The sequence below is a fragment of the Kitasatospora purpeofusca genome, assembly GCF_036010405.1.
GTDB classification, from domain to species: domain Bacteria; phylum Actinomycetota; class Actinomycetes; order Streptomycetales; family Streptomycetaceae; genus Kitasatospora; species Kitasatospora purpeofusca.
Window position 1 is genome coordinate 6755549 of the sequence record NZ_CP108561.1, and the last position, 23524, is coordinate 6779072.

Here is a 23524-nt window from a genome sequence, read left to right on the forward strand (position 1 = left end):
AGGACGACACATGCGTGACCGAGCTGTCCCCGTCGGCCGGAAGGCCGTCCGGCTCACCCCGCTCGCCCGACTGCCCCTCGCCCTGGTCCTGGGCGCTTCCGTGCTGCTGACCGCCGCAGGCCCGGCCCGGGCCGTCGACATCCCCGACTACCAGGCCGCCCTGGACATGGTGCGGTCGGCCGGCGTCCACGACGCCGTCTGCCGCTTCCTCGCCACCCCGCTGCCCGTCGCCGGGCCCGACGGCGGGTCCGGCGCCGTGGTGACGCCCCCCGACACGGCGGATCCGTGCGCCGGCCTGCCCGCGTTCACGCTCAACGACCCGCTCGCGGTGCACGAGATCACCCCGGACTTCGTCGCGGGCACGGCGCTGCCGGTCCCCACCTCGGCGGTCAGGCTGAGCCACCTGGTCTCCTCGCTCGGCGGCGCCGTCAACGACCGCACCGCCACCGTGCTGCTCGCCCCGACCGAGGGCGGCGGCTGGCACCTCGCGGGGGTTCGGGACGGCGACAGCGACGCCGGGTACGCGGGCAGTGCGACGCCCGGCTCCCTGGTCTTCACCGAACCGCAGATCCGCGGCTGGTACCGCTTGACGCTCACCACCGTGGAACCGCTCAACGACCAGGCCAGGGACGGGCTCGACGGCAGGTCGGCGATCTCGCTGGCCGACTACCAGCAGGTCGTCAAGGCCCGCTACGCCGACAAGCTGCCCGGCTCCGAGTACGACACCCGGGGCATGTCCAGCGGCTACGGTCCCGACGGCCGGGCGGCCGAAGCGCCCTCCCGCACGCCCCTGCTCGCGGGCGGTTCGATCGTGGCCCTCGCGCTCGCGGGCGGCGCCGCCGCCCTCGGCCGGCTCCGACGCCGCCGCCGCGGCACCGTCTGAGCACTGCCCGCCGCCCCGGCGTGAGCCGGACCCAGGGGGCTTTGCAAAGTCCGACGCGACTTTGCAAAGCCCCCTAGGCTCCGAGAGCCTTCCCGTACATCGACGAGGTGCGCCGGACGGTCATCCCCAACCGCTCGTACAGCGGCAGTGCGCCGGTCTCCGAGTGCGTCCACAGGGTGCACCGCTCCCGGCCGTGCCGGTGGAAGGCGCCGAACACCTCGCCGAGCAGCAGCCGCGCGATCCCCCGGTGCCGGTGGTCGCGGCGGACGGCCAGCCGCTCGACGTGGCCCTCGCCGCAGTCCGGCGCGTCCAGGGCCAGCACCGCGCCGACCATCTCCCCGCCGGCGAGGGCCACCCGGGAGAGCGCGGGCGCGAACGAATCGTGCCCGACCGTCCGCGGCGCCCACTCCTCGTAGGGACTGCGCCGCACCTGCCACTCGTCGAACGCGTCCTCGGTCACCCGGTGCGCCGCCCGCTCGTCGCCCGGGCGGAACGGCCGCACGGAGACCCCCGGCGGCGGTGCGGCCGCCACCGGAGCGGCGGGCAGGGCGATCCCCAGCTGCCACTGGGAGACGAACGGCAGGTAGCCGCGCGAGCGCAGCAGCCCCACGGCGGCCCGGTCGCCGTCCTCCACGGCCTGCGCGAGCCGTTCCCCGCCGGCCCGCCGGGCGCGTTCCTCGGTCCAGTCGAGCAGCCACCCGCCCAACCCGGCGCCCCGGTGCCCGGGATGGACGTCCACCCGGCTCCGCCGTCCGCCCCGCACCCAGGCCCAGCCGGCCACCTCGCCGCGGCCGTCCCGCACCAGCAGGGCGTCCCGGGCGGGGTCGAGACCGGGGTGCGCGAGGTCGGCGGCGACGTCGCCCGGCGCGCTCTCGGTACGGCCGAGCAGGTCGCGCTCGCAGGCGGCGACCAGCCGGGCGACGGCGGGGGCGTCGGCGACGGCCGCCGGTGCGGACCGGTAGCGGGCGGGGAGCGGCGGGAGTCCCGCGAGGTCGGTCATGTGTCCTGACTCTGCGCCACCCGTGCCGCTCCTGTCGACCCGGTTCGGCGGACCCGACCGGACCGGGGACGGGAGAGGGGGACGGGAGAGGGGCCGCCTCCTGGCACGATCGTTGGATCGGAAGCGGCCCCCGGGACCGTTCCCGGACCACGCCGCTGACTGGGCATCGACCGCGTGGTCCGGACCGGTCACGAACCATCCGACAACTTCAACCGCACGTGAGGTCAAGCCCCGCCGTCCGGAGGGGCCGGTCCCGCCGTCCGTGCGGGACGCCTCAGGACGTCTCAGGAGGACGTCCGCAGCTCCCGGATCCGGGTGATCCGGCCGCGGGCGTCCACGACCAGGTCGTAGGTGTCGCCGTAGCAGGCGTAGGGGGGTTCGGGCTCGCCGCCGGACAGACAGGTGTCGAGGTGGTCCAGGAGGACGGGCAACTGGACCTCCTTGGCCGGCTCGCCGTGCGGGAGGTCGACCAGGGTGGCGGTGGCGTGGGCCGCCAGGGTGAGGTCGACCGGTGCGGCGTCGGGGTGGCAGCCGGGCGGCGCCGGGCGGACGCTCAGCCGGCCGTCCCGGACCTCCAGGACCGTGACCACCCGGTGCCCGGTCCCGGTCGCGCAGGCGGCGGGGGAGGAGGCGGGGGAGGCGAGGCCGAGGTCGGCCCCGGCCTCGGGGGCCGCCCAGTACTCCTCGGTGTCCGAGTATCCGTCCTCCCCGGCGTCCTCCAGGTCGTCGGTGTCCGCACTGTCGTCCGCGTCGCCGACCTCGTCCGAGGACATCGCCAGCGTCGGGTCCTCGTCGATCGGGGTGCAGGCGGAGAGGCCGGTGGTGACGGCGCAGCAGAGCAGCACGGCGAGGAGGAGGCGACGGGGCGCGGTCATGGGATGAGTCTTCCAGGAACATGACCGGACGAGACACCCGCGTACACGTGGAATCCGTTCGGCCGGTTCCGCTTCGCTGCCACCGTCACGGCCGAACACTTTGCAAAGTCCTGGCAGAACTCTGCAAAGTGTTCTGCCGTGACGGTCCCGTTCCAGTGGCCCCGCCACCCACCGCTCCCGCCCCGGACGCACGACCGCCCCCGCCGGGCGTGCGGGCCCGGCGGGGGCGGAGGACGGTGGGCGGACGAGCAGCAGGCCAGCAAGCCGGCAAGCCAGCAAGCAGGCAGTCCGGCAGCCCGGCCCGGGCTACGCGGCCACCGGGTGCGCCGGGTCGTAGGCCAGCCGCGCCCGCTCCTGCGCCTGCGGCCCGGCCCGCAGGTGGTCCAGGCCGAGCAGGACCGCCCCCAGCACCGGCGGCGCGACGACGACCCGGGGCTCGGCGAGCGGCGCCTCCCGCGCCAGGCGGTCCGTCAGGTTGTCCAGCAGCAGCGACTGCCGGGCGGCCAGCACGCCGCCGCCGAGCACCACCGGGGTCGGCGTGTCCAGCAGGTCGAGGCGGCGCAGCGCGACCAGCGCGAGCCGGGTGATCTCGTCGGCCTGCCGGTCGATCAGCTCCAGCGCCGCCCGGTCGCCCTCCCCTGCGACCGCGAACAGCACCCGCACGATCTCGTGCAGCCGGGCGAACGGCAGGTGCCCGAGGTGGACGGCCTCGGCGACGGCGCCGGCGCTGGGCAGGCCGAAGTGCTCGGCGATCGCGGGCGCGAGCGCGGTCGGTCCGCCACGTCCGTCCTCGGCGCGGACGGCGTGCCACATGCTGCTGATGGCCAGCCCGGCGCCGCCGCCCCAGTCGCCGGTGAGCTCGCCGAGGGCGGGGAAGCGGGCGGTGCGGCCGTCCGGCAGCAGTCCGACGCAGTTGATGCCGGCGCCGCAGACGACGGCGACCCCGCGCGGGCCGTCGGTGCCGGCCCGCAGCAGGCCGAAGGTGTCGTTGACCACGGTGTTGCTGACGCCCCAGGGGTGGGACTCCAGGGCCACCCGCAGGGCCTCCTCCTCGACCGGGAGGTCGGCGTTGGCCAGGCAGGCGCTGACGTGGCTGGTCAGCGGGCCGGTCCAGTCGGTCAGCCCGGCTGCCGCGGCGGCCTCCTCGACCAGCGGGGCGAGGCCGGCCACGGCGGCGGCGCCACCGGTCTTCTGAGGTGTGAAGCCGCCGCCCCGGGCGGAGCCGAGGACACGGCCGTCGGCGCCGACGAGGGCGACGTCGGTCTTGGAGTTGCCGGCGTCGATGGCGAGGACGCCTGGCAGGTGTGGTTCGGGCTGGTGGGTCATCGGGTCCCCGCGGCTCGTCGTACGTGGCCCGGCCGGGGGTCTTTCCCGGCCGGGGATGGCTTCTCCTGCCGGCGTCCGCCGGGCGCCGTCCGCCGGGCCGCCGGTGGCCCGGCCCGCACTCCCCCCACGGAGTGCGGGCCGGGGGCCGAGGGCCCGGTCCGGCGCCGGGACGGGTCCGGCGCGGAGGCCGGGCGGGTCAGGCCCAGGCGAGGTGCTCGCGGTTGTGGGCGAGCAGCCGGTCCGTGAGCCGGTCGGCGAGTTCGATCTGGCCGACCAGCGGGTGGGCGAGCAGTGCGTCGAAGACCCGGTCGCGACCGCCGCGCAGGGCGGCGTCCAGGGCCAGGTGCTCGTACGAGGTGACGGCGGCGACCAGGCCGGCGTACAGCGGCTCCAGCGGGCGCTGCGGCAGCGGGCGCACGCCCGCCGCGTCGACCTCGGCCGGTACCTCGATCACGGCGTCGTCGGGCAGGAACGGCAGCACTCCGTCGTTGCGGGTGTTGACCACCTGCACCGAGGTCCCGCCGCCGGTGCCGAGCAGGGCGGCGATGAGCTGGACCGCCGCCTCGGAGTAGAACGCGCCGCCGCGCCGGTCGAGCAGCTCCGGCTTGGTGTCGAGGGCCGGGTCGGCGTAGAGCTCCAGCAGCTGCCGCTCGATCTCGGCGACCTCGGCGGCCCGGGAGCCCTTGACCTTCAGCTCCTCCACCACCAGGTCGTGCTGGTAGAAGTACCGCAGGTAGTAGGAGGGCACGACGCCGAGCCGCTCGACCACCCGCTGCGGCAGCCGGATGTCGTCGGCGATCTCCTTGCCGAATCCGGCGAGCAGCTCCGGCAGCACCTCCCGGCCGCCGGCCGCGCCGGGCGCGTCGAGCAGGGTGACGCCGCGCTCCCAGCTGAGGTGGTTGAGGCCGACGTGGTCGAGCCGGACCAGCTCCGGGTCGACACCGAGGTGCTTGGCGAAGCGGCGCTGGAAGCCGATCGCCACGTTGCACAGGCCGACGGCCTTGTGGCCGGCCTCCCGCAGCGCGCGGGTGACGATGCCGACCGGGTTGGTGAAGTCGACGATCCAGGCGTCCGGGTTGGCCCGCCGGACCTTCTCGGCGATGTCGAGCACCACCGGGACGGTGCGCAGCGCCTTGGCGAGGCCGCCCGCGCCGGTGGTCTCCTGGCCGACGCAGCCGCACTCCAGCGGCCAGGTCTCGTCCTCGTTGCGGGCGGCCTGTCCGCCGACCCGCAGCTGCAGCAGCACCGCGTCGGCGTCCGCGACGCCGGCCTCGATGTCGGTGGTCGTGGTGACGACCGCGCCGTGGCCCTGCTTGGCGAAGATCCGCCGGGCCAGTCCGCCGATCAGCTCCAGCCGGTCGGCGGCGGGGTCGACGAGGACGAGTTCGCCGATCGGGAGGGTGTCGCGGAGCCGGGCGAAGCCGTCGATCAGCTCCGGGGTGTACGTCGAACCGCCGCCGATGATGGCCAGCTTGAGTGCGGACATCAGCCCTTGACCCCTGTCAGTGTCACGCCTTCGATGAAGGCTTTCTGTGCGAAGAAGAAGAGGACGATCACCGGGGCCATCACCAGCAGGGTGGCGGCCATGGTGAGGTTCCAGTTGGTGTGGTGGGCGCCCTTGAAGGACTCCAGGCCGTAGGAGAGGGTCCAGGCGTCGTGGTTGCTGCTGGCGTAGATCTGCGGGCCGAAGTAGTCGTTCCAGCAGTAGAAGAACTGGAACAGCGCGACGGCGGCGATGGCCGGCTTGGCCATCGGCAGCACCACCCGCAGCAGGGTGCGCAGTTCGCCGCAGCCGTCGATCCGGGCCGCCTCGATGTACTCCTTGGGGATGGTCAGCAGGAACTGCCGCAGCAGGAAGATCGAGAAGGCGTCGCCGAAGGCCATCGGGATGATCAGCGGCCAGAGCGAGCCGCCGAGGCCCAGCTGCTTCGCCCAGAACAGGTACATCGGGATGATGGTGACCTGCGGCGGCAGCATCATCATCGAGATGACCGCCATCATCGCCAGGTTGCGGCCGCGGAAGCGGAACTTCGCGAGGGCGTAGGCGACCGGCAGGCTGGAGACGACGGTCAGCACGGTGCCGGCGAGCGCGTAGAGCAGGGTGTTGCGCCACCAGGTGAGGAAGCCGGGGGTGTTCCAGACCTTGCCGTAGTTGCCCCAGTTCCAGGAGGTGGGCCAGTAGTCGGTGGTGAGTGCCTGGCTGTCGGTCATCACCGAGGTGAGGAAGACGAAGACGAACGGCAGCAGGAAGAAGAGGCCGGCGGCGATCGCCAGCGAGTGGACGGCCACCCAGTTGAGCAGCGCGCGCCGGCGGGCGACCCGCTCGGCGGCGGTGACGGGGCCGCGGGCGACGCCCGGGCCGGTCCGCTTCCCGGGGGCCTCGGAGGGGAGGGTCGAGCTGAGAGTCATGATCGTGTCCTCACTGGGCCGCTAGTCGTCGCTGGCCATGAAGCCGGACTTGCGGCGCATCAGCACCGAGGTCACGGCCATCGAGATGACGAACAGCACCAGGGCCACGACGCACGCCGCGCCGTAGTTGAAGCGCTGGAAGCCGAGGTTGTAGACCATCTGCGGCAGGGTCCAGGTGGAGCCGTTCGGGTAGCCGGGCTCGAACTGCTGGCCGGAGTTGCCCGCGTTGCCGGCGGCGACCTTCCCGGCGACGAAGGCCTGCGTGTAGTACTGCATGGTCTGGATGACGCCGGTGACCACCGCGAACATGATGATCGGCGAGATGTTCGGCAGGGTGACGTAGCGGAACCGCTGGAACGGGCCGGCCCCGTCGAGCTCGGCGGCCTCGTACTGCTCCCTCGGGACGTCCAGCAGGGACGCCATGAAGATGACCATCAGGTCGCCGACGCCCCACATGGCGAGCAGGGTGAGCGCGGGCTTCGACCAGTTCGGGTCGGCGAACCAGCCGGGCTGCGGCAGCCCGATCTCGCCGAGGAAGTGGTTCACCGGGCCGGTGCCGGGGTTGAGCAGGAAGGCGAAGGCGACGGTGGCGGCCACCGGCGGGGCCAGGTACGGCAGGTAGAAGGCGGTCCGGAAGAAGCCGACGCCGGTCTTGATCTTGGTGATCAGCATCCCGATGCCGAGACCGAACGCCACCCGCAGGCTCACCATGACGACGACCAGCCACAGGGTGTTGCGCAGGCCCTGCCAGAACGCCGGGAGGTCGTTGAAGACGTAGTCCCAGTTCTTCAGGCCGGTGAAGGTGGGCGAGCCGAAGCCGTTGTACTTGGTGAACGAGAAGTAGATCGTCGAGATCAGCGGGTACAGGAAGAAGACGCTGAAGCCGATCAGCCAGGGGGAGAGGAAGGCGAGGGTGCGGGCCGCCGCCCGGCGGCGCTTCCGGCGCAGCAGCTGCTGCACGGGAGGCGCCGCCGGGGCGGTCGCTCCGGCCCCCTTGCGGGTGGCGGACGCGAGTGACATGGGAGCTCCGAGGACGGGCCGGGCGTGCGGGGTGCGCGCTACTTGGCCTGGGCGATGGCGGCGTCGATCTCCTTGGCGGTGGCGGTGAGGCCGGCCGTGAGGTCGGTCTGCTTGCCGGACTCGTAGTCGTAGCCGAGGTTCTGCACGGAGACCAGGTAGCCGCCGCCGTTGACCACGGCCGGCGTGGTGCCGGAGCTGGCGTGCTTGGCGATGTTCACGAAGGTCTTGAAGTTCTCGTCGGCGACCAGCTTCGGCGACTCCAGCGCGGCGAAGGTGCTCGGCACGTTGTGGATCGCGTTGGCGAAGGAGACGACCGCGTCGGTGTCGGTGGTCAGGAACTTCACGAACTCCCAGGCGGCGGCCTGCTTCTTGCTGGTGCTGGCGATGCCGACGATGGTGCCGGTCTGGTAGCCGCGGCCGTAGGTGTCCTGCTGGTCGTCCGGCACCGGGAACGGGGCGGTGGCCCACTCGAAGTCCGGCTTGTCGGTGGCGAGCGAGGCGGTGCGCCACTCGCCGTCGATGGCCATCGCGACCTGGCCGGTGTGGAACGGGTTCTTGGCGCTGAACTCCTCGCCGAAGGTGGAGCGGAACTTGTCCAGCTTGTCGTAGCCGCCGAGCTTGTCGACCATGCTCTTCTGCCACTTCATCATCGCGGCGACCTTCGGGTCGGTGGCGACGGTGGACTTGCCGGCGGGGTCGAAGTAGGTGGGGCCGTACTGGCCGAGGAAGTGCTCGGTGGTCGACTCGTAGCCGTGGTAGAGCGGCATGAAGCCGAGCTGCTTGTAGCCGTCGCCCTCGGGGACGGTGAGCTTGTTGGCGACCTCGGCGAACTCGGTGAAGGTCTTCGGCGGGTTGGTGATGCCCGCGTCGGCGAAGGCCTTCTTGTTGTAGTACAGGCCGAAGGCGTCGCCGAGCAGCGGCAGGGAGCACTGGTTGCCCTGGAACTGCGTGTAGTTGAGCATCGCGGCCGGGAAGGTCTTGGCGGCGTCGATGCCGTCCTTGGCCAGCAGCGGCTTGAGGTCGACGAAGGCCTTGGTCGAACAGAACATGCCGACGTTGTTGGTGGTGAAGGAGGAGACCACGTCGGGGGCGTCGTCGCCGCCGGCCCGCAGGGACTGGTTGACCTTGTCGTCGGCGATGTTGCCGACGGCCTTGACGCGGATGTTGGGGTGGGCCTTCTCGAAGGCGGCGATGTTGTCGTTGATCGCCTTCACCTCGGAGTCCTGGCTCCAGCCGTGCCAGAAGGTGATCGTGACGTCCTTGCCACTGGCCGAGTCGTCGCTGCCGCCGCCGTCGCTGCTGCCGGTGCAGGCGGTGGCGAGCAGGGCGAGGACGGCGCTGCCGGTGACGGCGGCGATCGTCCGGCGGCTTCTGCGGGCGGGGGAGGTGGTGGATTGCACTTCGAGGTCCTCCTGGGGGTGCCGCGGGCAGGCGTCATTGCCTCGGGTCCCGCGTTCGGGATGGGGAGAGGTGGGTGCAGGGTCGAGCGGTGCAGGCTGTGCGTCGGGCTGTGCGTCGGGCCTGGGGAGGTGCGTCGGGCGTCAGTGGGTCGGGCGTCAGTGGGTCGAGAAGACCGCCTCGCGGGCGGCGGCCAGCGCGCGGGCCAGCGCGCCGATCAGGACGGGCGAGCCGGCCAGCGCACTGCCGCGGACCTCGGGCCGGGCGGGCGAGATCCTGGCCAGCTCCTCCTCGACCAGGGCCCGCAGCCGTTCGCCGCCGGCGGTCGGGACCCCGCCGGAGAGCACCACGAGACGGGGGTCGACGACGGCGACGATCACGGCCAGGCCGACGGCCAGCCGGGCGGCCAGTTCGGTGAGGAAGGCGTCCCCCGCTCCCGGGGTGGCGAGGGCCCGGGCGACCGCGTCCTCGGCGGTCGGCGCGGCGATCCCGTGCTCCTTGGCCAGGGCCCGGACGGCGGGGGCGCCGACGAGTTCCTGGAACCCGCCGGAGTTGCGCCGGCGGACGTCGCGGACCGGCGAGCCGGGCACCGGCATGTAGCCGACCTCACCGGCGCCACCGGTGAAGCCGCGGTGCAGCCGGCCGGCGATCACGATCGCGGCGCCGGTGCCCTCGCCCGCCCAGAGCAGTACGAAGTCCTCGAAGCCGCCCGCCGCGCCGGAGGACTGCTCCGCGACGGCGGCGAGGTTCACGTCGTTCTCGATCGTCACCGGCGCGCCGATCGCCTCGGCCAGCCCCTCGACCAGCCGGGGCGCGTGCCAGCCGGGCAGGTGCGAGGCGTACCGCAGCTTGCCGGTGACCGGGTCGGGCGCGCCGCCGACGCCGATCACCACGGTGTGCAGGGCGTCCTCGGCGAGCCCGGCGGCGCGGACCGCCTCGGCCACCGCGGCGGCCACCCGGGGCACGGTCGCGGCAGCCTGCCAGCCCTTGGTGGGGACGACGTGCTCGGAGAGCGTGGTGCCGCTGATGTCGGCGACCGCGACCCGGACGTGGCTGTTGGTGACGTCCAGCCCGGCGACGTATCCGGCGGCGGGATTCACCTGGTACAGCTGCGCGTTGGGCCCCGGCCCACCGGCCGTGGTACCCACCGGCAGCACCAGCCCGGCCGCTTCCAGTCGCGCCAGCAGCTGGGAGGCGGTCGGCTTGGAGAGCCCGGTGAGGGTGCCGATCTGGGTGCGGGAGAGCGGTCCGTTCGCCAGCAGCAGTTCGAGCGCGGCGCGGTCGTTGATGGCCCGCAGCAGGCTGGGGGTGCCGGCGAGGGGGGTCTTGGTGTGGCTTCTGGTCACGTGACGATCCTCCTCCTCGGGACGGCCGGGATTCCGGTCGGGCCAGGGGCGAACTGTTAGGAAACTTTCCAGTCGCTTGGGACAGGACCGTACGGGCCCCGTCGGCGGAGTGTCAATGGCCCTTCGCACGGAGGATGCCGACTCGTTACCGGACGGCCTCCTGGCGGCGGGGCGGGCTCGCACCGGCCCGACCTTGAAAAAGAAATTTATGAGAAATAAGAGAATGGGTGAATTTATGGTGCGGCCCCTCGATGAATCGAGGGGCCGCACCATAAATTCACGTCCAGCCATGGGATCTTAATAATGAAATTTTCTATTGTCGCCCCGCCCCGCCCCGCCCCGCCCCGCCCCGCCGCGATCGTGATCGCGGCGGGGCGCGGAACGTGCTGCAAGGCGGCCATGGAAACTCGCGTCCGTTCCTCCGCAGGCAGACCCACCATCAGGTCGCAGGTCAAGCGGCTTCAGGTCGGTCCAATCCGGCAGTTCCCGGCTGTGCGAGCCACACCAGTCGCGCGGTGGTCCCCGAGCGGCCGGTGAAATGGCGCAAGGCCCGTTCGGGAGACGCGAGGGTCATCCGCGCCCGCCCGTCGATGCCGATCACGTGTGTCGGCCCGTCACGGTCGACGAGCCCCCAGGCCACGACCCATCCGTCGGCGTTCGCAGGATCCTCGCCGCACACCTGGACGACGGCGAACAGTCGGGGTGCGGTGTCGAGCACCAGCTCACACAGCTCCTGGTCGAAGGGGTCTGGAACGGTCGGCGCGAGTGTGCCCGGGCGGGGGGTTTGTGAGGGCTCAGCAGTCATGGAAGTCTCCTGCCTCAAGGCATGGGTGAGCCAACGGGCCAGCACCTTCGGTAACTGATCCATGTCATACGGTAGCGTCGATGTGGCATACTTTCCATGAGGTCCGTTGAAAACCTGCTATTTCACTCCAGATGGTGAACGTGAGGATCGCGATGTCATCGAGCGGCGCCCCGACGTTGCGACAGCAGCGTCTTGGGTTTGAACTGCGCAAACTCCGTGAGAACGCCGGGCTCAGCTCAACGGCCGCGGCTGCTCGGGTGGGAGTGGCCCAGGCGCACATGAGTCGAATCGAAGCGGGCCGCTACGCGGTGAGCGCAGAGCGGGTCCGCGCATTTGCTCAGGCGTACATGTGCGGGGACGAGAGCCTGATCGATGCTCTGGCCGGCATGACTGGACGGCGGGTTCGGGGCTGGTGGGAGGAGTATCGCGACATCCTTCCGCCGGACGCGCTCGATCTCGCCGAAACGGAACACCACGCGACGGCGATGCGCATCGCTTCGGTGATTCACGTTCCCGGCCTGCTCCAGACCGTCGACCAGGTGCGTACGCTCGGCAGCGGCGCTGTACCGCCGCTGGCGCCACATGAGGTGGAACATCGGGTGTCCTACCGGATCAAACGGCAGGTTGTCCTCTATGGCGAGCGGGCGATCCCGCTCACGGCGATCGTTCATGAGGCAGCTCTGCGGATGGGGTTCGGTGGGCCCGCTGTGGCTCGTGCACAGCTCAAGCACCTCATCGAGGCGAGCATGCGCGAGAACGTCTCGGTCCTCGTGATTCCCTTCGGTGCGGGCATGCTCCCCGGCTCCGGGCAGTCCATCGTCTACTGCTCCGCAGTCGTGCCCCAGCTCGACACCGTACAGCTCGACACGTATCACGGCTCCGAGTTCCTTGACGCCCATGCGCAACTGGTGAAATACCAGAAGGTCCTGGACATTATGGAAGCCTCCGCCCTCAGCCCTGCGAAGTCACGTGATCTCATTGCCCGTATCGAAATGGACACCTGAGAGGAAGTGTCATGTCAGCTCTCAACTGGCAGAAGTCGAGCTTCAGCTCCGAGTCGGTCAACTGCATCAATCTCGCCGTAGCCCCTGGCCGCAGCGTCAAGCTCCGCGAGAGCGATGACCCTGACGTCATCATCACCACAACGCCAGACACGCTCCGCGCCCTCCTTCGTGGCATCAAGGAAGGCGAGTTCGACCATCTGACAAGGTAGTTCAAGCAAGTTCGAGCAAGTTCATGGTGTGAGTGGCGACTTGTACGGCAAGGTCGTCAAGGCGATCAGGTCCGACCCGCTAGGAGGCGCACCATGGCACTGCACAAGCTCGGACAAGACCCCAACAGTCCCGAAGGCAAGTCCCCGACGGTCTACTTCGACGACACGACGGGCAACTACGTCCTCCAGGGCTGGAAGGTGCTCGACCCCGAGCGCCTCGCGCAGATGGACGTCCCCGGGCACGAGACCGTGATCGAATTCCCCAGGCGCATGATGCAGTTCTTCCCGGAGGTGAACGGTGGCGGCAGTCCCGTCGCTTGAGGATCTGCTGCGGACCTGCACCCGCTCGGCTCTCCATCTGGAGCTGCGCGACGGATACATGCGGGACGACCCGCTGTTCCTCCGCTGGCTCGGCGGACAGCGCGACGACCCTGCCGACCGGCCGTCGTGGTGGAGCCCCTGGTTGCAGCTCGTCGAGGAGACCACGAGCCGCGGCGTCGAGGTGCGGCGCGCGCGGGTCGTCTCGGAACCGGTGAGCGAGTACATCCGGTTCGAGCACGAGATCACGTTCCGGAACCTCGCCTCCGGTGAGCAGGTCAGGTGGCTTCCCCGTCGGCAGACGACTGGCCTGGCGCTCCCGGGCAACGACTTCTGGCTGATCGACGGACAGTTTCTCCTGGTCCACCACTTCAGCGGGGACGGCGACTTCGTGGACGACGAGGTCACCATCGATCCGCAGACCGTGAAGCTCTGCGCCTCCGCCTTCGAGGCGGTCTGGGAGCTGGCGGTCCCGCACGAGGACTTCCGGCTGCGCTGACCATGTCCGTGTCGTCCAGCGTTCAGCAAGCCAGGCAGGCCCTCGGCCAGCGTCTGCGCGATATCCGGCGAGATTCCGGACTGAGCGCGCGGGCGCTGGCCGAAGCTGCGGGATGGCACGAGTCGAAGTGTTCCAAGATCCAGAACGGCCGGGTGATGCCCTCGGAGGCCGATCTACGTGCCTGGACGGCCATCTGCGGCGTTCCGGACCAGGCAGCAGACCTCATCGCGACGGCCCGGAACATCGAGGGAATGTACGTCGAGTGGCGGCGCCTCGAGCGGGCCGGCCTCAAACGGGCTCAGGAGTCCGTGCGCCCCCTGTTCGAGCGCACGCGGCGATTTCGGATGTACCAGTCATGGGTCGTTCCCGGCCTGCTCCAGACAACGGCCTACACGCGCGAAGTGCTGAACACGATCGTTTCCTTGCGCGGCACTCCCGACGATGTCGACGACGCTGTCGCCGTGCGAATGGAGCGGCAGAAGGTGCTGCATACGGGGGATCACCGGTTCGCCGTCCTGATCGAGGAGTGGGTGCTGCGAACCGTCATCGGCACTCCGGACATCCTGGTCGGTCAGCTCGGCCACCTCATCTCCGTCGGCTCCCTTCCGTCGGTGAGTCTTGGGGTGATTCCCCTCGGTTCGACCAGAGGCGCGGGCTGGCCGGTTGAGTCCTTCACCGTCTACGACGACGCACAGGTGAACGTCGAGCTTGTTTCTGCCCACCTCACCGTCACCCAGCCGGCCGAAATCTCCGAGTACGGCCAGGCCTTCTCCGAGCTGGCCGGCATCGCTGTCTACGGTGCCGAGGCAAGATCGCTCATCACTGGAGCCATCAACGCGCTCGGGTGAATGCGAGCAAGCTCAAGCAAGTTCGTCGACCGCGCACCCCGCTGCTCCCTACCGTCTCCAATCGTCTGCTCGCCCGCTCCCGGGTGAGCAGAGCCAACCCGATTGGAGAGGCACGTGAGCGACACCACCATCGAGTCCGGTGACCCGGAGGTCACCAACCTGACCCGCCGCCTGGACCACATGGTCCCGGATGGTGACTTCGCCCCGGTGGGTACCGAGGTCTGACCGCAGTCCCGAACTGGTGCCGGTCGGTTGACGGCATGGGCGGGTCGGCGCGGGTGATCATCCGAGCTGACCCGCCGCCCGGCGTGGCACACCCCCGAATCAAGGAGAGTCCGCATTGAAGACCGCCATCGCAACCCGCGTCCCCGTCGGCTCCTTCTTCGACCTGGACCGGAAGGACCCGGTGCTGACCCGGCTCCGCGAGGAGGGCGCCGAGCCGGCTCTGCCGTTCGCCCTGATGGAGCGCCTTGTGAAGTCGGGAACCACCTACGCGGACCACGCCCGGTCCCTGCGCAGTGACCCCGTGACCGTAGCCGGGGTGACCTTCGACTGGTTCGACGCCGAGCTTCCCCGCGAGATCGCCGACGAGATCAGCCTGACGGACTACGAGATCGCCGTGCATACCGACGAGCGCCGCGCGGTGCTGACCCGGGCCCTGGACCACCTGTCGCTGGTCCACCCCGAGGGGTTCGCCCGCGTGCGCGAATTCGTCCGTGGAATGCTGTGGGTGGGCCTCAAGCCCGGCGTCCGCACCTCCTCGCTGACCAGCTCCAGCGACCCGGCGCTCCCGTACGTCATCGTGTTCTCCGACAAGGCATCTCGTCACATCCCACCGAACACCGTCAGCGAGCAGCCGTCCCACCTCTTCCTGGCGGAGAACATCCTGCACGAGGGCACTCACCAGTCGATCAGCTTTCACGTCCTCCAGCATCGGGTTTTCGCCGACGGCTACTCGGCCGAGACCTCTCCCAAGATCGAGATCAAGTGGCGGGCCGGGCAGGGAGTGGCCCGCAACCAGTTCTGGGAAATCGACCGGGCCTTCCACGCGACCTCCGTCTACAACCAGCTGCTGCGATTCCGCCGGACTGAACTGAACCGCGACGACCTGACGCCCAACGAGCGCACGAGCTTCCAAGCCGCCTACGACGAGGGGCTGCCGGCCGTCCGGTACCTCATGCGCGAACTCGAACTCCTGCGTGAGCACTTCTCCCCCCACGGCGTTGAGCTGCTGGCCGACGTGCGTCAGCAGACCGACGAGCTGTAGTGCCACGTTGAGCAGAACCGAACGAGGGAAGGCCAAGTGCTCCAGCACCTCATCACACAGGACGACGGCCTGCGTATGGTCCCCACCGACCGGAACGAGCTGACCGCCGCGGTCGGCCGACTACGTGACGAACTACGGGCCTTGCCCGAGAAGACCGACCCCGTGCGTACTCGGGTCTTGACGCGATGGGTCGGCCTCGGCCAGATGTGCCTGGGGCACCATGAGGACGCCCGCACGTTCCTCCAGCAGTCGCTCGACCTCGCCGCAGCGATCGGCAACACCGGAGCGGTCGTCGCCACCGGGCTCAACCTGGCGGACGCGCACCGCTACGCCGGTGACGTGCGGACGGCGGACGCGCTCTACCGCAACGCGCTGAACACCGCGCGAAGCCAGCAACCGGAACTCCTCGACTTCGCGCTCCAGCACACCGGCAAGCACCTGATGGAGCGCGGAGATCTTGCGGAGGCCAAGATCCATCTGCAAGAAGCTCTGAGGCTGCGGATCGCCAAGGGGAACACCGAGCTGGTTGAGTCGACGCAGGCCGCACTGGACCGGGTCGAACTGCTGCTCGGCGACGCCGCAGCAGCGGCACCGAGCTACTGGAGTCGCCGGTGGACCTCATGGCTCCAGTCCCACAGCACGGCCCGGACACCGGCCCGGTGGGCAGAGGACTTCCCCGGGCTCCGGGATGCTGTGCGCGGGCTCACCGCACACCAGCGTGTACGGCCGTGCCACCTGCGTGATCAGTCGTTCCCCGCCGAGCTGATCGCCGCCATGGCGGAGGAGGCAGAGAAGGCCGTAGCCGCTTCCGGGTACCTCCACAACGGCAAGTGGAACGTGGCCGTCGGCGACGCCGTACACCGCTTCGCCGAACAGGTCGATCTCGCTGCAGTCGTCGCGCGGTCCACCGGCCTGGACGTCGAACGGCCGCACACCGCCGTCTACATCGCGTACCGGGAGGAAGGGCAGTTCCTCGACTTCCACCTCGACGATTCCGGCTTCGGTGAGGCCAATCTGATCCTCTGCCTCGAGCATGCTCGCCCCACCGGTGCGCCCACGGTCAGCACCACCGTGTTCATCAACGCCGACGGCTGCCTCGAATGCGATCTCCGCGAAGGTGACTGTGTCGTATTCGACGGCGCGCTCACGCCGCACGGCCGGACGCCGCTCGGTGTCGGCGAGCGCGTCACCCTCGTCAGCTTCGGCTTCCGTGCTCGTGATCAGGCTATTCGTGCGCTGACGAACCTCCCGTCGGTCCCTGGGTAGGGAGGGCGCATTCAGCCGGTCCGGCACCCCGCCCCCGGACAGTGCGGAGCCCCGTCTCCGAGCGGCTCGGAGACGGGGCCCGGGTGCGCTGCTCCGAGGTCAGGGAGTCCTGGTCGGGTCGACCGGCGCGGGCAGCGGTGCCGGTATCGGCGTCGCCGCCTTGTAGCCCGCCGAGGACGGGTCGGCCAGTGCGGACGGCGGGGCCGGATCGGTGCCCGGGGCCGGGGCCGCGGCCGTGCTCAGCACCATCGCGGCGGCCGTCCCGGCGGCCGCGCCCACGGCGACGGCCGGCGCGACCTCCTCCTTGACCTTGATCCCGGCCTGGTCGAAGACCTCCTTGAGCCGCTGGCGCAGCGCCCGCGCCACGCTCAGCGACTTGCCGGGGGCGGTCCGCGCCTCGATCCGCAGCACCACCGAGTCCGCCGCGACCGACTCCACGCCCAGCACCGAGAACGGCGCCCAGACCAGCTCGTCGTACGGGGACTCCTTGGCCAGCGCCTCCGCGGTCTCCTTGATCAGCGCCTCGACCCGCTCGAGGTCCTCCTTGTAGCCGACCTGGACATCCACCGAGGCGGTCGACCAGCCCTGGCTCATATTGGCGATGCGCTTCACCTCGCCGTTGCGGATGTACCAGATCTCGCCACCCGCGCCGCGCAGCTTGGTCACCCGCAGGCCGACCTCCAGCACCGTGCCGGTGGCCACCCCGGTGTCGATCTCGTCGCCGACGCCGTACTGGTCCTCCATGATCATGAAGACCCCGGAGAGGAAGTCGGTGACCAGGTTGCGGGCGCCGAAACCGATCGCCACACCGGCCACACCGGCGCTCGCCAGCAGCGGCGCCAGGTTCACCCCGAGCGCGGACAGCACCATCAGCGCCGCCGTGCCCAGGATCGAGAACGACGCGACGCTGCGCAGCACCGAGCCGATCGCCTCGGCCCGCTGCTGGCGCCGCTCGGGGTTGACCACCCCGGTGTTGGCCAGCAGCCCGCCGAGCCGGCTGGGCTCGTCCTCGCTCTCGCCGGGCCGCACCATCCGCGTTATCAGCTGGGTGATCACCTTGCGTACCATCGCCCGCAGCACCAGGGCCAGCACGATGATGAAGACGATCCGGACACCGCTCGCCAGCCAGTCCTGCCAGTGCGAGTCGAACCAGCTGGCGGCCTGCCGGGTGGTGTCGGAGACCTCCTGCGCGCTGGTCGGGATTCTGAGGTCCGGCAACTCCGGGGCCGTGGGAGTCGGGGACGGCGCGGGCGTCGAGGCCGGCGTCGTCGTGGACGCGTCGGCGAGGAGGCCGGCGGCACCGGAGCGGAACACGTGCGGGACCTTCCTGCAGGGGTCGTGACCCGGTCCGCCGCCGCGGTGCCCACCCGGGGTTGGCACGCCCCTGGCCTGCGGACCGTCCGCCTACCCTAGCCGCCGTCCGGTCGGCGGCCTGACACGCCGAGGGCACGCCGAACGGACCGGACCGCTCCGCCCCAGGGCGCGCACACCTGCCCGGACGCCCCGTCAACGCCCCCGCGCGCCGCGTTCCGCGCTGCTCCGCCCGGCCCAGCGACACCCCCACGGGACCCCGGCGACACCCCGGCGGGGCACCGGAGTGCAACCCGCGCTTCCTCCGGGCATACCGGGTATGACAGAACCCACACCCGGAGTTCACATCGGGTCCGTTACACAGGAGTGGTGGCGCCGTACAAAGGCGTAAGGCGACACTGGGGTGGATCACGCACCCGTTGCGTGATCGAACCGCTCGTCCCGGCGCGAGCCACGCGCCGCAGGCGTCCAAGGAGGCATCCGTGCCGCATGTCCTGGTCCTCAACGCGTCCTACGAGCCACTCGGCGTCGTATCGATGCGCCGCGCACTCATCCTCGTCCTCAATCACAAGGCGGTCAGCCTGGAGGACTCGGGGGTCACTCTGCACAGCGCCACCAGCGCCCTTCCGGCGCCGTCCGTCGTCCGTCTGACCCGTTTCGTCCGGGTCCCGTTCTGCGGGCCGGTCCCGCTCACCCGCCGGGCGCTGTTCGCCCGCGACCACGGTCGTTGTGTCTACTGCGGGGCCGCCGCCACCAGCGTCGACCACGTCATCCCGCGCAGCCGGGGAGGCCAGCACCGCTGGGACAACGTGGTGGCGGCCTGCCGCCGCTGCAACCACACCAAGGCCGACCGCCACCTCACCGAACTCGGCTGGCGGATGAAACGACCACCCGCGCCGCCCAGCGGCCTGGCCTGGCGGATCATCGGCACCGGGATCAAGGACCCGCGCTGGCGGCCCTACCTGGAGCCGTACGGCGGGAACGACCAGCTGCGCGCCCCGCAGTGGGGCGAGTACGAACACCACGACCATATCGACCCGGCCCACCCGGTCCCACTCGGCCGGGCCCACGCCGGCCACCCCGCCCCCGTCCGCCGCGGTGAGCACTCGGAACCGCTCTCCGCCTGAGTCAGCACCACAAGGGCTTGCCCGTCGTCATTCCCGGTACGCCTCATGGGCCGCCGCGCACCCCGCACCGGGGAGCACGGCGGCCCGCCGTTTGCGCCCCCTCGGGAGGACCCTAGGGCTTCGGCCGCGAGGTGGTCGGACTGCCGCTCGGCGTGCCGCCACCACCGGCACCGGCACCCGGGCCGGTGGCGGTCGGGGAGGGCGTCGGCCCGGTCGGGGAGGCCGAGGGCGTCGGCACGGCCGGCGGCGTGGTCGCCGTCCCGCCCCCCGGGCCCCCGGTCTGGCCGCCCGGCTGCCCGGTCGGCTGCGTCACCGGAGGCGTCACGGGCGGGGTGACCGGAGGCGTCACCGGCGGCACGACCTGGCCGTCCACCGGGGCGACGGCGTACAGCTCGACGCCCCAGAGCGAGTAGCCGTACTTGGTCGCCCTGGCCACGCCCTGGATCCGCAGGAACTTCGCGCCCGGCGCGTCGAAGCGCGCCGTCTCGTTGCCGCCCCTGCCGTCCCCCACGGTCGCCACCGTGGTCCAGGAACGCCCGTCCGCCGAGGACTGGATCTTGTACGCGGCGGCGTACGCGGCCTGCCAGTGCAGCACCGCCGAGCCCAGGTGGGTCGCCTTCGGCAGCTCCAGCTGCACCCAGGCGTCGTCCGCCGCCGGCGAGGACCAGCGGCTCTTCGGGTCCTGGTCGGCCACCGCCGAGGCCGGGAAGTTCGCCGTCTCGGCGCCCGAGGCGGTGGCCACCGCGGTGATCGCCAGGTCGGGGCCGCCGGTCGGCGGCACGACATGCACCTGGAGCACCTGGCGGACCGTGGTCTGGCCGGCCACGAACACCACCGGCACCTGGTACGTCCCGGGCGGCGTCTCCGGCCCGGCGGTGACCAGCAGCGGCACGCCGACCTTGCCGCCGCGCGGCACGCTCACCCCGGTCACCGGCGCCACGGTCAGCCCCTTGGCGACGGCCGGCACCTCGGTGCGCAGCTCCCCGGTGACCCCCTCGGGCCGGCCGGCCTCGACGGTGACCCGGGCCTGCGCCGGCACGGCCTCCCCGATCACCGCGTCCACCGAGGCGTCGGCCAGGCTCAGCCGGGCCGCCGGGGCGTCCGCGTACCAGGGGATCACCTGGTTGACCACGGGCGGCTCCCCGCCCGGCTTCCAGGCCAGCCGGAACGCGTCGGCGGGCTGACCGCCGGCCGCGAGCTCGTTCCACCCCGGCTGCACGGTGCCGATCTCGCTCCAGGTGCCGTCCGGGTGCCGCACCGCGACGGCGGCCGAGGCCCGCACCCCCGGGTCGGTGAGCACGGTCAGCCGGTCCAGCGGCCGGGCGGCGCCCAGCTCGACCGTCAGCGGCTCGTCCTGCGCGGTCGGCGCGGTGGCCGCCCGGTAGGCGGTGTCCGGGTTGCCGTCCAGCACGGCGGAGGCCGAGGAGCCGGGCAGCGCGGCCGGGCCGCCGGAGACACTGGCCGGCAGCTCGTCCGGCGCGGTCACCGAGAACTCGCGCACCGCGACCGCGGTCTTCTGCGCGGCGGTGGCCCGCAGCCGCACCGCCCGGACCACCGTCCCGGCCGGTACCTGGGCGGAGACGGACTTCTGGTTCTTCACCGAGGCCAGCTTCTTCCAGCCGCCCTCCCCGGTGGAGTACTCCAGCACGCCGTCCCGGATGTAGTCGTCCAGCGCGCTCTGCCCGTCCGGGCCGCTGCCCCAGGAGCCCATCAGCACGGTGACTGTGCCGACCGGGCGCCCGCCGCCGAGGTCCAGGCCGACCGAGTCGCCCTGCTGCGGCGGCGCCGAGCTCCAGTAGAAGGTGTCGGCGACGCCGTCGGCCATCAGCGCCGGCAGGTGGTCGTGCGCGGTGCCCAGGGTGGTGGTCGCGGTGATGCCGCCGCCCTGCACCCCGGCCCAGGTGTCGGCCGCCTGCAGCGCCCGCTCCAGGAACGGGCCGAGCACGCCCGCGCCGACCGTCGCCGGGCTCTGGCCGAGCTGCTCGCGCAGTTTGGTCAGCTCCACCCGGGCCTTCCAGGCGGCCCCGCCGTCGCCGCCGCGCTGGGCCAGCAGCATGTCCAGGGCGGACTGCCCGGCGAGCCCGAAGTCCCGCAGCGGCGCCAGCCAGGGCGCGGCCTCGGCGGCCAGCGGGGCGGTGGCCTGGGCGGCGGCCAGGGTCTGCTGGGCGCCGGCCATCGCCGTGAACGCCTCCTGCAGCGGGGCGGCCGACTCGATCAGCCTCGCCACGTCCGGCGCCGCCCCCGAGGTCGGCTCGGCGGACGCCCAGAACCGGTCCATCAGCGGCAGCAGATAGCCGGACTCCTGCTTGGCCAGCGGCGAGGAAACGCTGTTCCCGGCCAGCGCGGTGACCGCGGCCAGGGTCTCCCCGGTCGGCGTGGCCGTCGCGCCGGTCGGCCCGGCCAGCGAGCGCAGCGCCGCCCGCCAGGAGTCCTCCGGCTTGTAGGCGGACGGGTTCCAGGCGAAGTCACCGGCCGTGGAGAGCGCGATCCGGGAGGCCACCGGCTGCCGCATCGCACCGGTCAGCATGACGGCCGACCGGCTCGCCACCTCGCTGTCCCGGCCGGTGTAGGCCCCCAGGAAGAGCCGGTCCGGGGTGGCGTCGTTGACCGGGTAGTTGTCCATGGTGACCAGCGGGTGCCCGTACAGGTCGCCGGTGTCCGTGACCTGGGTGCCGGTGATCCGCTCCGGGATCACCCCGACGCCGCTCCAGGCCACCTGCACGCCCGAGGGCAGCGCGGCGGCCAGCGCCGTCCGGTACGGGCTGGAGCCCTGCTGGTGGTACTCGGTGGGGACGACCGACAGCGGCGCCAGGCCCGGGTTCCGCGCGATCAGCCGGTCCTGCACCTTCGCGGCCAGCTCCGCCTGCGCCCGCGCGGCCGCGGCCGGGCCGGTGCCGTACTTGGACCGGTCGTCGGAGCAGTGCCACTCCTCGTAGGACACGTCCAGGAACTGCAGCTGGAACGCCGAGAAGCCGAGCCGGCGCAGCCCGTCCAGCTTGGCGACCAGCGCGTCCGCGTCCTTCCCGGAACTGAAGCAGAAGGACTGCCCGGGGTCGATCGCGTAACCGAGGGTGACGTGGTCGCGCGCGGCGCGGACGCCCAGCGCGCGCAGGTCGTTCTCCCGCTCCCGCGGGTAGGCGTCCCGCCAGCGGGCCAGCCGGTACGGGTCGTCGCCCGGCGCGTAGAGGTAGAAGTTCTGCTTCGACCGGCCGAGGAAGTCCAGCTGGTCGAGCCGCTGCTGCTGCGTCCACGGGGTGCCGTAGAACGCCTCGGCGGTGCCGCGCACCGGCGCGCCGGACGGCCAGTCGCGCAGCACGATCCCGGGCAGTCCGAGACCGGCCGCGCCGGGCAGCTGGCCCTGGTCCGCCGGGACGGCGGCCAGCAGCTGGCGCAGCGACTGCGCGGCATAGAAGGTGCCGGCCGCGTCGGCGCCGGCCAGCACGACCGCACCGTAGCTGCCGCCGCCGGCCACCGGAAGCTGACCGGCCGCCAGCACATGGCCGCCGGACGGCATCCCGGCGGTGGTGGGCGCGGCGGTGTCCTTGCCGCCGGCCGCGACGGTGAGCTCGCGCAGGATCCGGTCGGTGTCGCCGCCCGCGCCCTCGGCGGGTCCGCCGACGTACACCACCAGCGAGCCGGCCACCGGCGCCCCCGGCTCCGGGAGCGCGGTCACGGCGGTCGCGCCGGCGATCCCGAGGACCTCCCGCACCGCGGCCACCGCGCCCGGATCCGCGTTCGGCGAGGGGACCAGGGTGACGGCACCCGGCACGGTGACCGGCTTCCCGGTCACGCGCTGCTCCTGCGGACGCGGGAACACCTGGGGGTCGCCCAGACTGCCGAGCGGCGTCTGTGGAGTGCCGCTCGCGGTGCTCACCACGTCCGGACCCGGCGTGTACCCGGGGGCGAAGGCGTACGCGGCCGGTCCGCCGACCAGCAGGCCGCCGACCACGGCGGCCGCCGACAGGGTGGCCGCCACCTGGAGGGTCCGCCGGCTCGGCGCCCCCGGGCGGGCGGACAGGGCGCGCTCGGCCCGGACCGAAGGCAGCAGCGGCGAGGTGCCCTTGAGGTCGGCGATCAGCCGATCGGCCGTCCTGGGAGCCAGTTGACGGCACGTCCGTGCGGTGGCCCGACGGGCCGCGAGCGCCGTCGGGTGCTGGAGCACCTCGCGCAGGGCCGCACTCTGCTCCAGCTGCTGACGGAACCGCCGGCCGGCCACCTCGGACACTCGGGCTTGCACAGGAGCCTCCTAGCCAGGCCGGAACCACATCGCGGCACAGCCCACCAGCTCTGTTTGACGGTGTCAACGTCGTCGACGGGTATGCCGACTTTGTCCGATTTACCCGCGACTGCAACCCTTCGTGCGCCCCCTTTTTTGGGGGCTCGGCTCGCCTCCGGGGCGCTTACGTCCGGCGCCGACGGTCGTTGCTCCGATGCCGCTCGTTCCTCGCGGCCTCCTCGCGCCTCCCTTTCGGCACCGGCGCGCCCCTTCGGCTCGCTCACACCTTCTTCGGGCTCGGCTCGCCTCCGGGGCGCTTACGTCCGGTGCCGACGGTCGTTGCTCCGATGCCGCTCGTTCCTCGCGGCCTCCTCGCGCCTCCCTTTCGGCACCGGCG

At 71.9% G+C, this 23524-nt stretch carries 20 protein-coding genes; 9 read left to right on the forward strand and 11 right to left on the reverse strand.

Annotated features, from left to right (window positions below; genetic code table 11):
• Positions 1–10: 10 nt before the first annotated feature.
• Complete coding sequence (locus OG715_RS29585; protein ID WP_266274232.1) at positions 11–883, forward strand: hypothetical protein; 873 nt, start codon at positions 11–13, stop codon at positions 881–883.
• A gap of 73 nt (positions 884–956) precedes the next feature.
• Here OG715_RS29585 and OG715_RS29590 read toward each other — a convergent pair whose 3' ends face one another.
• From OG715_RS29590 to OG715_RS29630, 9 genes are all read right to left on the reverse strand, one after another.
• Positions 957–1883 carry a GNAT family N-acetyltransferase gene (locus OG715_RS29590; protein WP_266274231.1) on the reverse strand — a complete coding sequence of 309 codons (927 nt, stop codon included), beginning with the start codon at positions 1881–1883 and terminating at the stop codon, positions 957–959.
• 284 nt (positions 1884–2167) lie between these two features.
• Positions 2168–2758, reverse strand: coding sequence for a hypothetical protein (locus tag OG715_RS29595; protein ID WP_266274230.1), 591 nt, complete (start codon positions 2756–2758; stop codon positions 2168–2170).
• Positions 2759–3064: 306 nt separating this feature from the next.
• Positions 3065–4084 (reverse strand): N-acetylglucosamine kinase, encoded by a 1020-nt coding sequence (locus OG715_RS29600; protein ID WP_266274229.1) that lies wholly within the window; start codon positions 4082–4084, stop codon positions 3065–3067.
• A 196-nt stretch (positions 4085–4280) separates the two neighbouring features.
• Entirely contained in the window at positions 4281–5570 is a 1290-nt protein-coding gene (locus OG715_RS29605; RefSeq protein ID WP_266274228.1) for a 6-phospho-beta-glucosidase, read from the reverse strand.
• Entirely contained in the window at positions 5570–6493 is a 924-nt protein-coding gene (locus tag OG715_RS29610; RefSeq protein ID WP_266274227.1) for a carbohydrate ABC transporter permease, read from the reverse strand. The genes OG715_RS29605 and OG715_RS29610 overlap by 1 nt, the downstream gene beginning before the upstream one ends.
• Before the next feature lie 21 nt (positions 6494–6514).
• The gene (locus OG715_RS29615; protein ID WP_266274226.1) at positions 6515–7513 is read right to left on the reverse strand and encodes a carbohydrate ABC transporter permease; all 999 of its coding nucleotides are present in this window, start codon (positions 7511–7513) and stop codon (positions 6515–6517) included.
• A gap of 38 nt (positions 7514–7551) precedes the next feature.
• Complete coding sequence (locus OG715_RS29620) at positions 7552–8913, reverse strand: ABC transporter substrate-binding protein (protein WP_266274225.1); 1362 nt, start codon at positions 8911–8913, stop codon at positions 7552–7554.
• A gap of 156 nt (positions 8914–9069) precedes the next feature.
• Positions 9070–10257, reverse strand: coding sequence for an ROK family transcriptional regulator (locus OG715_RS29625; RefSeq protein WP_266274224.1), 1188 nt, complete (start codon positions 10255–10257; stop codon positions 9070–9072).
• A 451-nt stretch (positions 10258–10708) separates the two neighbouring features.
• Positions 10709–11062 carry a hypothetical protein gene (locus OG715_RS29630; protein WP_266274223.1) on the reverse strand — a complete coding sequence of 118 codons (354 nt, stop codon included), beginning with the start codon at positions 11060–11062 and terminating at the stop codon, positions 10709–10711.
• Between the two features lie 131 nt (positions 11063–11193).
• On the opposite strand from OG715_RS29630, the gene OG715_RS29635 reads away from it, so the two are divergent.
• The 7 genes from OG715_RS29635 to OG715_RS29665 all read left to right on the forward strand — a co-directional run bounded on the left by OG715_RS29635 (position 11194) and on the right by OG715_RS29665 (position 16473).
• Complete coding sequence (locus tag OG715_RS29635) at positions 11194–12066, forward strand: helix-turn-helix domain-containing protein (RefSeq protein ID WP_407661034.1); 873 nt, start codon at positions 11194–11196, stop codon at positions 12064–12066.
• An 11-nt stretch (positions 12067–12077) separates the two neighbouring features.
• A complete protein-coding gene (locus tag OG715_RS29640) occupies positions 12078–12275 on the forward strand; it encodes a DUF397 domain-containing protein (RefSeq protein WP_266274222.1) in 198 nt (65 codons plus the stop codon).
• 93 nt (positions 12276–12368) lie between these two features.
• Complete coding sequence (locus tag OG715_RS29645; RefSeq protein ID WP_266274221.1) at positions 12369–12596, forward strand: hypothetical protein; 228 nt, start codon at positions 12369–12371, stop codon at positions 12594–12596.
• On the forward strand, positions 12574–13092 hold the full coding sequence (locus OG715_RS29650; RefSeq protein WP_266274220.1) for a DUF6879 family protein: 519 nt from the start codon (positions 12574–12576) through the stop codon (positions 13090–13092). Before OG715_RS29645 ends, OG715_RS29650 begins: the two co-directional genes overlap by 23 nt.
• Positions 13093–13094: 2 nt before the next feature.
• Positions 13095–13940, forward strand: coding sequence for a helix-turn-helix domain-containing protein (locus OG715_RS29655; protein ID WP_266274219.1), 846 nt, complete (start codon positions 13095–13097; stop codon positions 13938–13940).
• 340 nt (positions 13941–14280) lie between these two features.
• Positions 14281–15207: a hypothetical protein gene (locus OG715_RS29660; RefSeq protein WP_266274218.1), complete on the forward strand. Its 927-nt coding sequence runs from the start codon at positions 14281–14283 to the stop codon at positions 15205–15207.
• Positions 15208–15243: 36 nt separating this feature from the next.
• Positions 15244–16473 carry a tetratricopeptide repeat protein gene (locus OG715_RS29665; protein WP_266274217.1) on the forward strand — a complete coding sequence of 410 codons (1230 nt, stop codon included), beginning with the start codon at positions 15244–15246 and terminating at the stop codon, positions 16471–16473.
• Positions 16474–16572: 99 nt separating this feature from the next.
• Here the strand turns inward: OG715_RS29665 and OG715_RS29670 are convergent, their stop codons facing one another.
• Positions 16573–17787 carry a mechanosensitive ion channel family protein gene (locus OG715_RS29670; protein ID WP_266274216.1) on the reverse strand — a complete coding sequence of 405 codons (1215 nt, stop codon included), beginning with the start codon at positions 17785–17787 and terminating at the stop codon, positions 16573–16575.
• A gap of 479 nt (positions 17788–18266) precedes the next feature.
• Here OG715_RS29670 and OG715_RS29675 point away from each other — a divergent pair, with 479 nt between their 5' ends.
• Positions 18267–18911: an HNH endonuclease gene (locus OG715_RS29675; RefSeq protein ID WP_266274215.1), complete on the forward strand. Its 645-nt coding sequence runs from the start codon at positions 18267–18269 to the stop codon at positions 18909–18911.
• Between the two features lie 112 nt (positions 18912–19023).
• On the opposite strand, the gene OG715_RS29680 is transcribed toward OG715_RS29675, so the two are convergent.
• Positions 19024–23148, reverse strand: a complete 4125-nt coding sequence (locus OG715_RS29680; RefSeq protein ID WP_266274214.1) for a beta-N-acetylglucosaminidase domain-containing protein — start codon at positions 23146–23148, stop codon at positions 19024–19026.
• Positions 23149–23524 lie beyond the last annotated feature (376 nt).

Excerpts from the sequence above, each read along its gene's own strand:
- OG715_RS29585 (WP_266274232.1), top strand. The coding sequence starts at position 11 with ATGCGTGACCGAGCTGTCCCCGTCGGCCGGAAGGCCGTCCGGCTCACC.
- OG715_RS29590 (WP_266274231.1), bottom strand. The coding sequence starts at position 1,883 with ATGACCGACCTCGCGGGACTCCCGCCGCTCCCCGCCCGCTACCGGTCC.
- OG715_RS29595 (WP_266274230.1), bottom strand. The coding sequence starts at position 2,758 with ATGACCGCGCCCCGTCGCCTCCTCCTCGCCGTGCTGCTCTGCTGCGCC.
- OG715_RS29600 (WP_266274229.1), bottom strand. The coding sequence starts at position 4,084 with ATGACCCACCAGCCCGAACCACACCTGCCAGGCGTCCTCGCCATCGAC.
- OG715_RS29605 (WP_266274228.1), bottom strand. The coding sequence starts at position 5,570 with ATGTCCGCACTCAAGCTGGCCATCATCGGCGGCGGTTCGACGTACACC.
- OG715_RS29610 (WP_266274227.1), bottom strand. The coding sequence starts at position 6,493 with ATGACTCTCAGCTCGACCCTCCCCTCCGAGGCCCCCGGGAAGCGGACC.
- OG715_RS29615 (WP_266274226.1), bottom strand. The coding sequence starts at position 7,513 with ATGTCACTCGCGTCCGCCACCCGCAAGGGGGCCGGAGCGACCGCCCCG.
- OG715_RS29630 (WP_266274223.1), bottom strand. The coding sequence starts at position 11,062 with ATGACTGCTGAGCCCTCACAAACCCCCCGCCCGGGCACACTCGCGCCG.
- OG715_RS29635 (WP_407661034.1), top strand. The coding sequence starts at position 11,194 with ATGGTGAACGTGAGGATCGCGATGTCATCGAGCGGCGCCCCGACGTTG.
- OG715_RS29640 (WP_266274222.1), top strand. The coding sequence starts at position 12,078 with ATGTCAGCTCTCAACTGGCAGAAGTCGAGCTTCAGCTCCGAGTCGGTC.
- OG715_RS29645 (WP_266274221.1), top strand. The coding sequence starts at position 12,369 with ATGGCACTGCACAAGCTCGGACAAGACCCCAACAGTCCCGAAGGCAAG.
- OG715_RS29655 (WP_266274219.1), top strand. The coding sequence starts at position 13,095 with ATGTCCGTGTCGTCCAGCGTTCAGCAAGCCAGGCAGGCCCTCGGCCAG.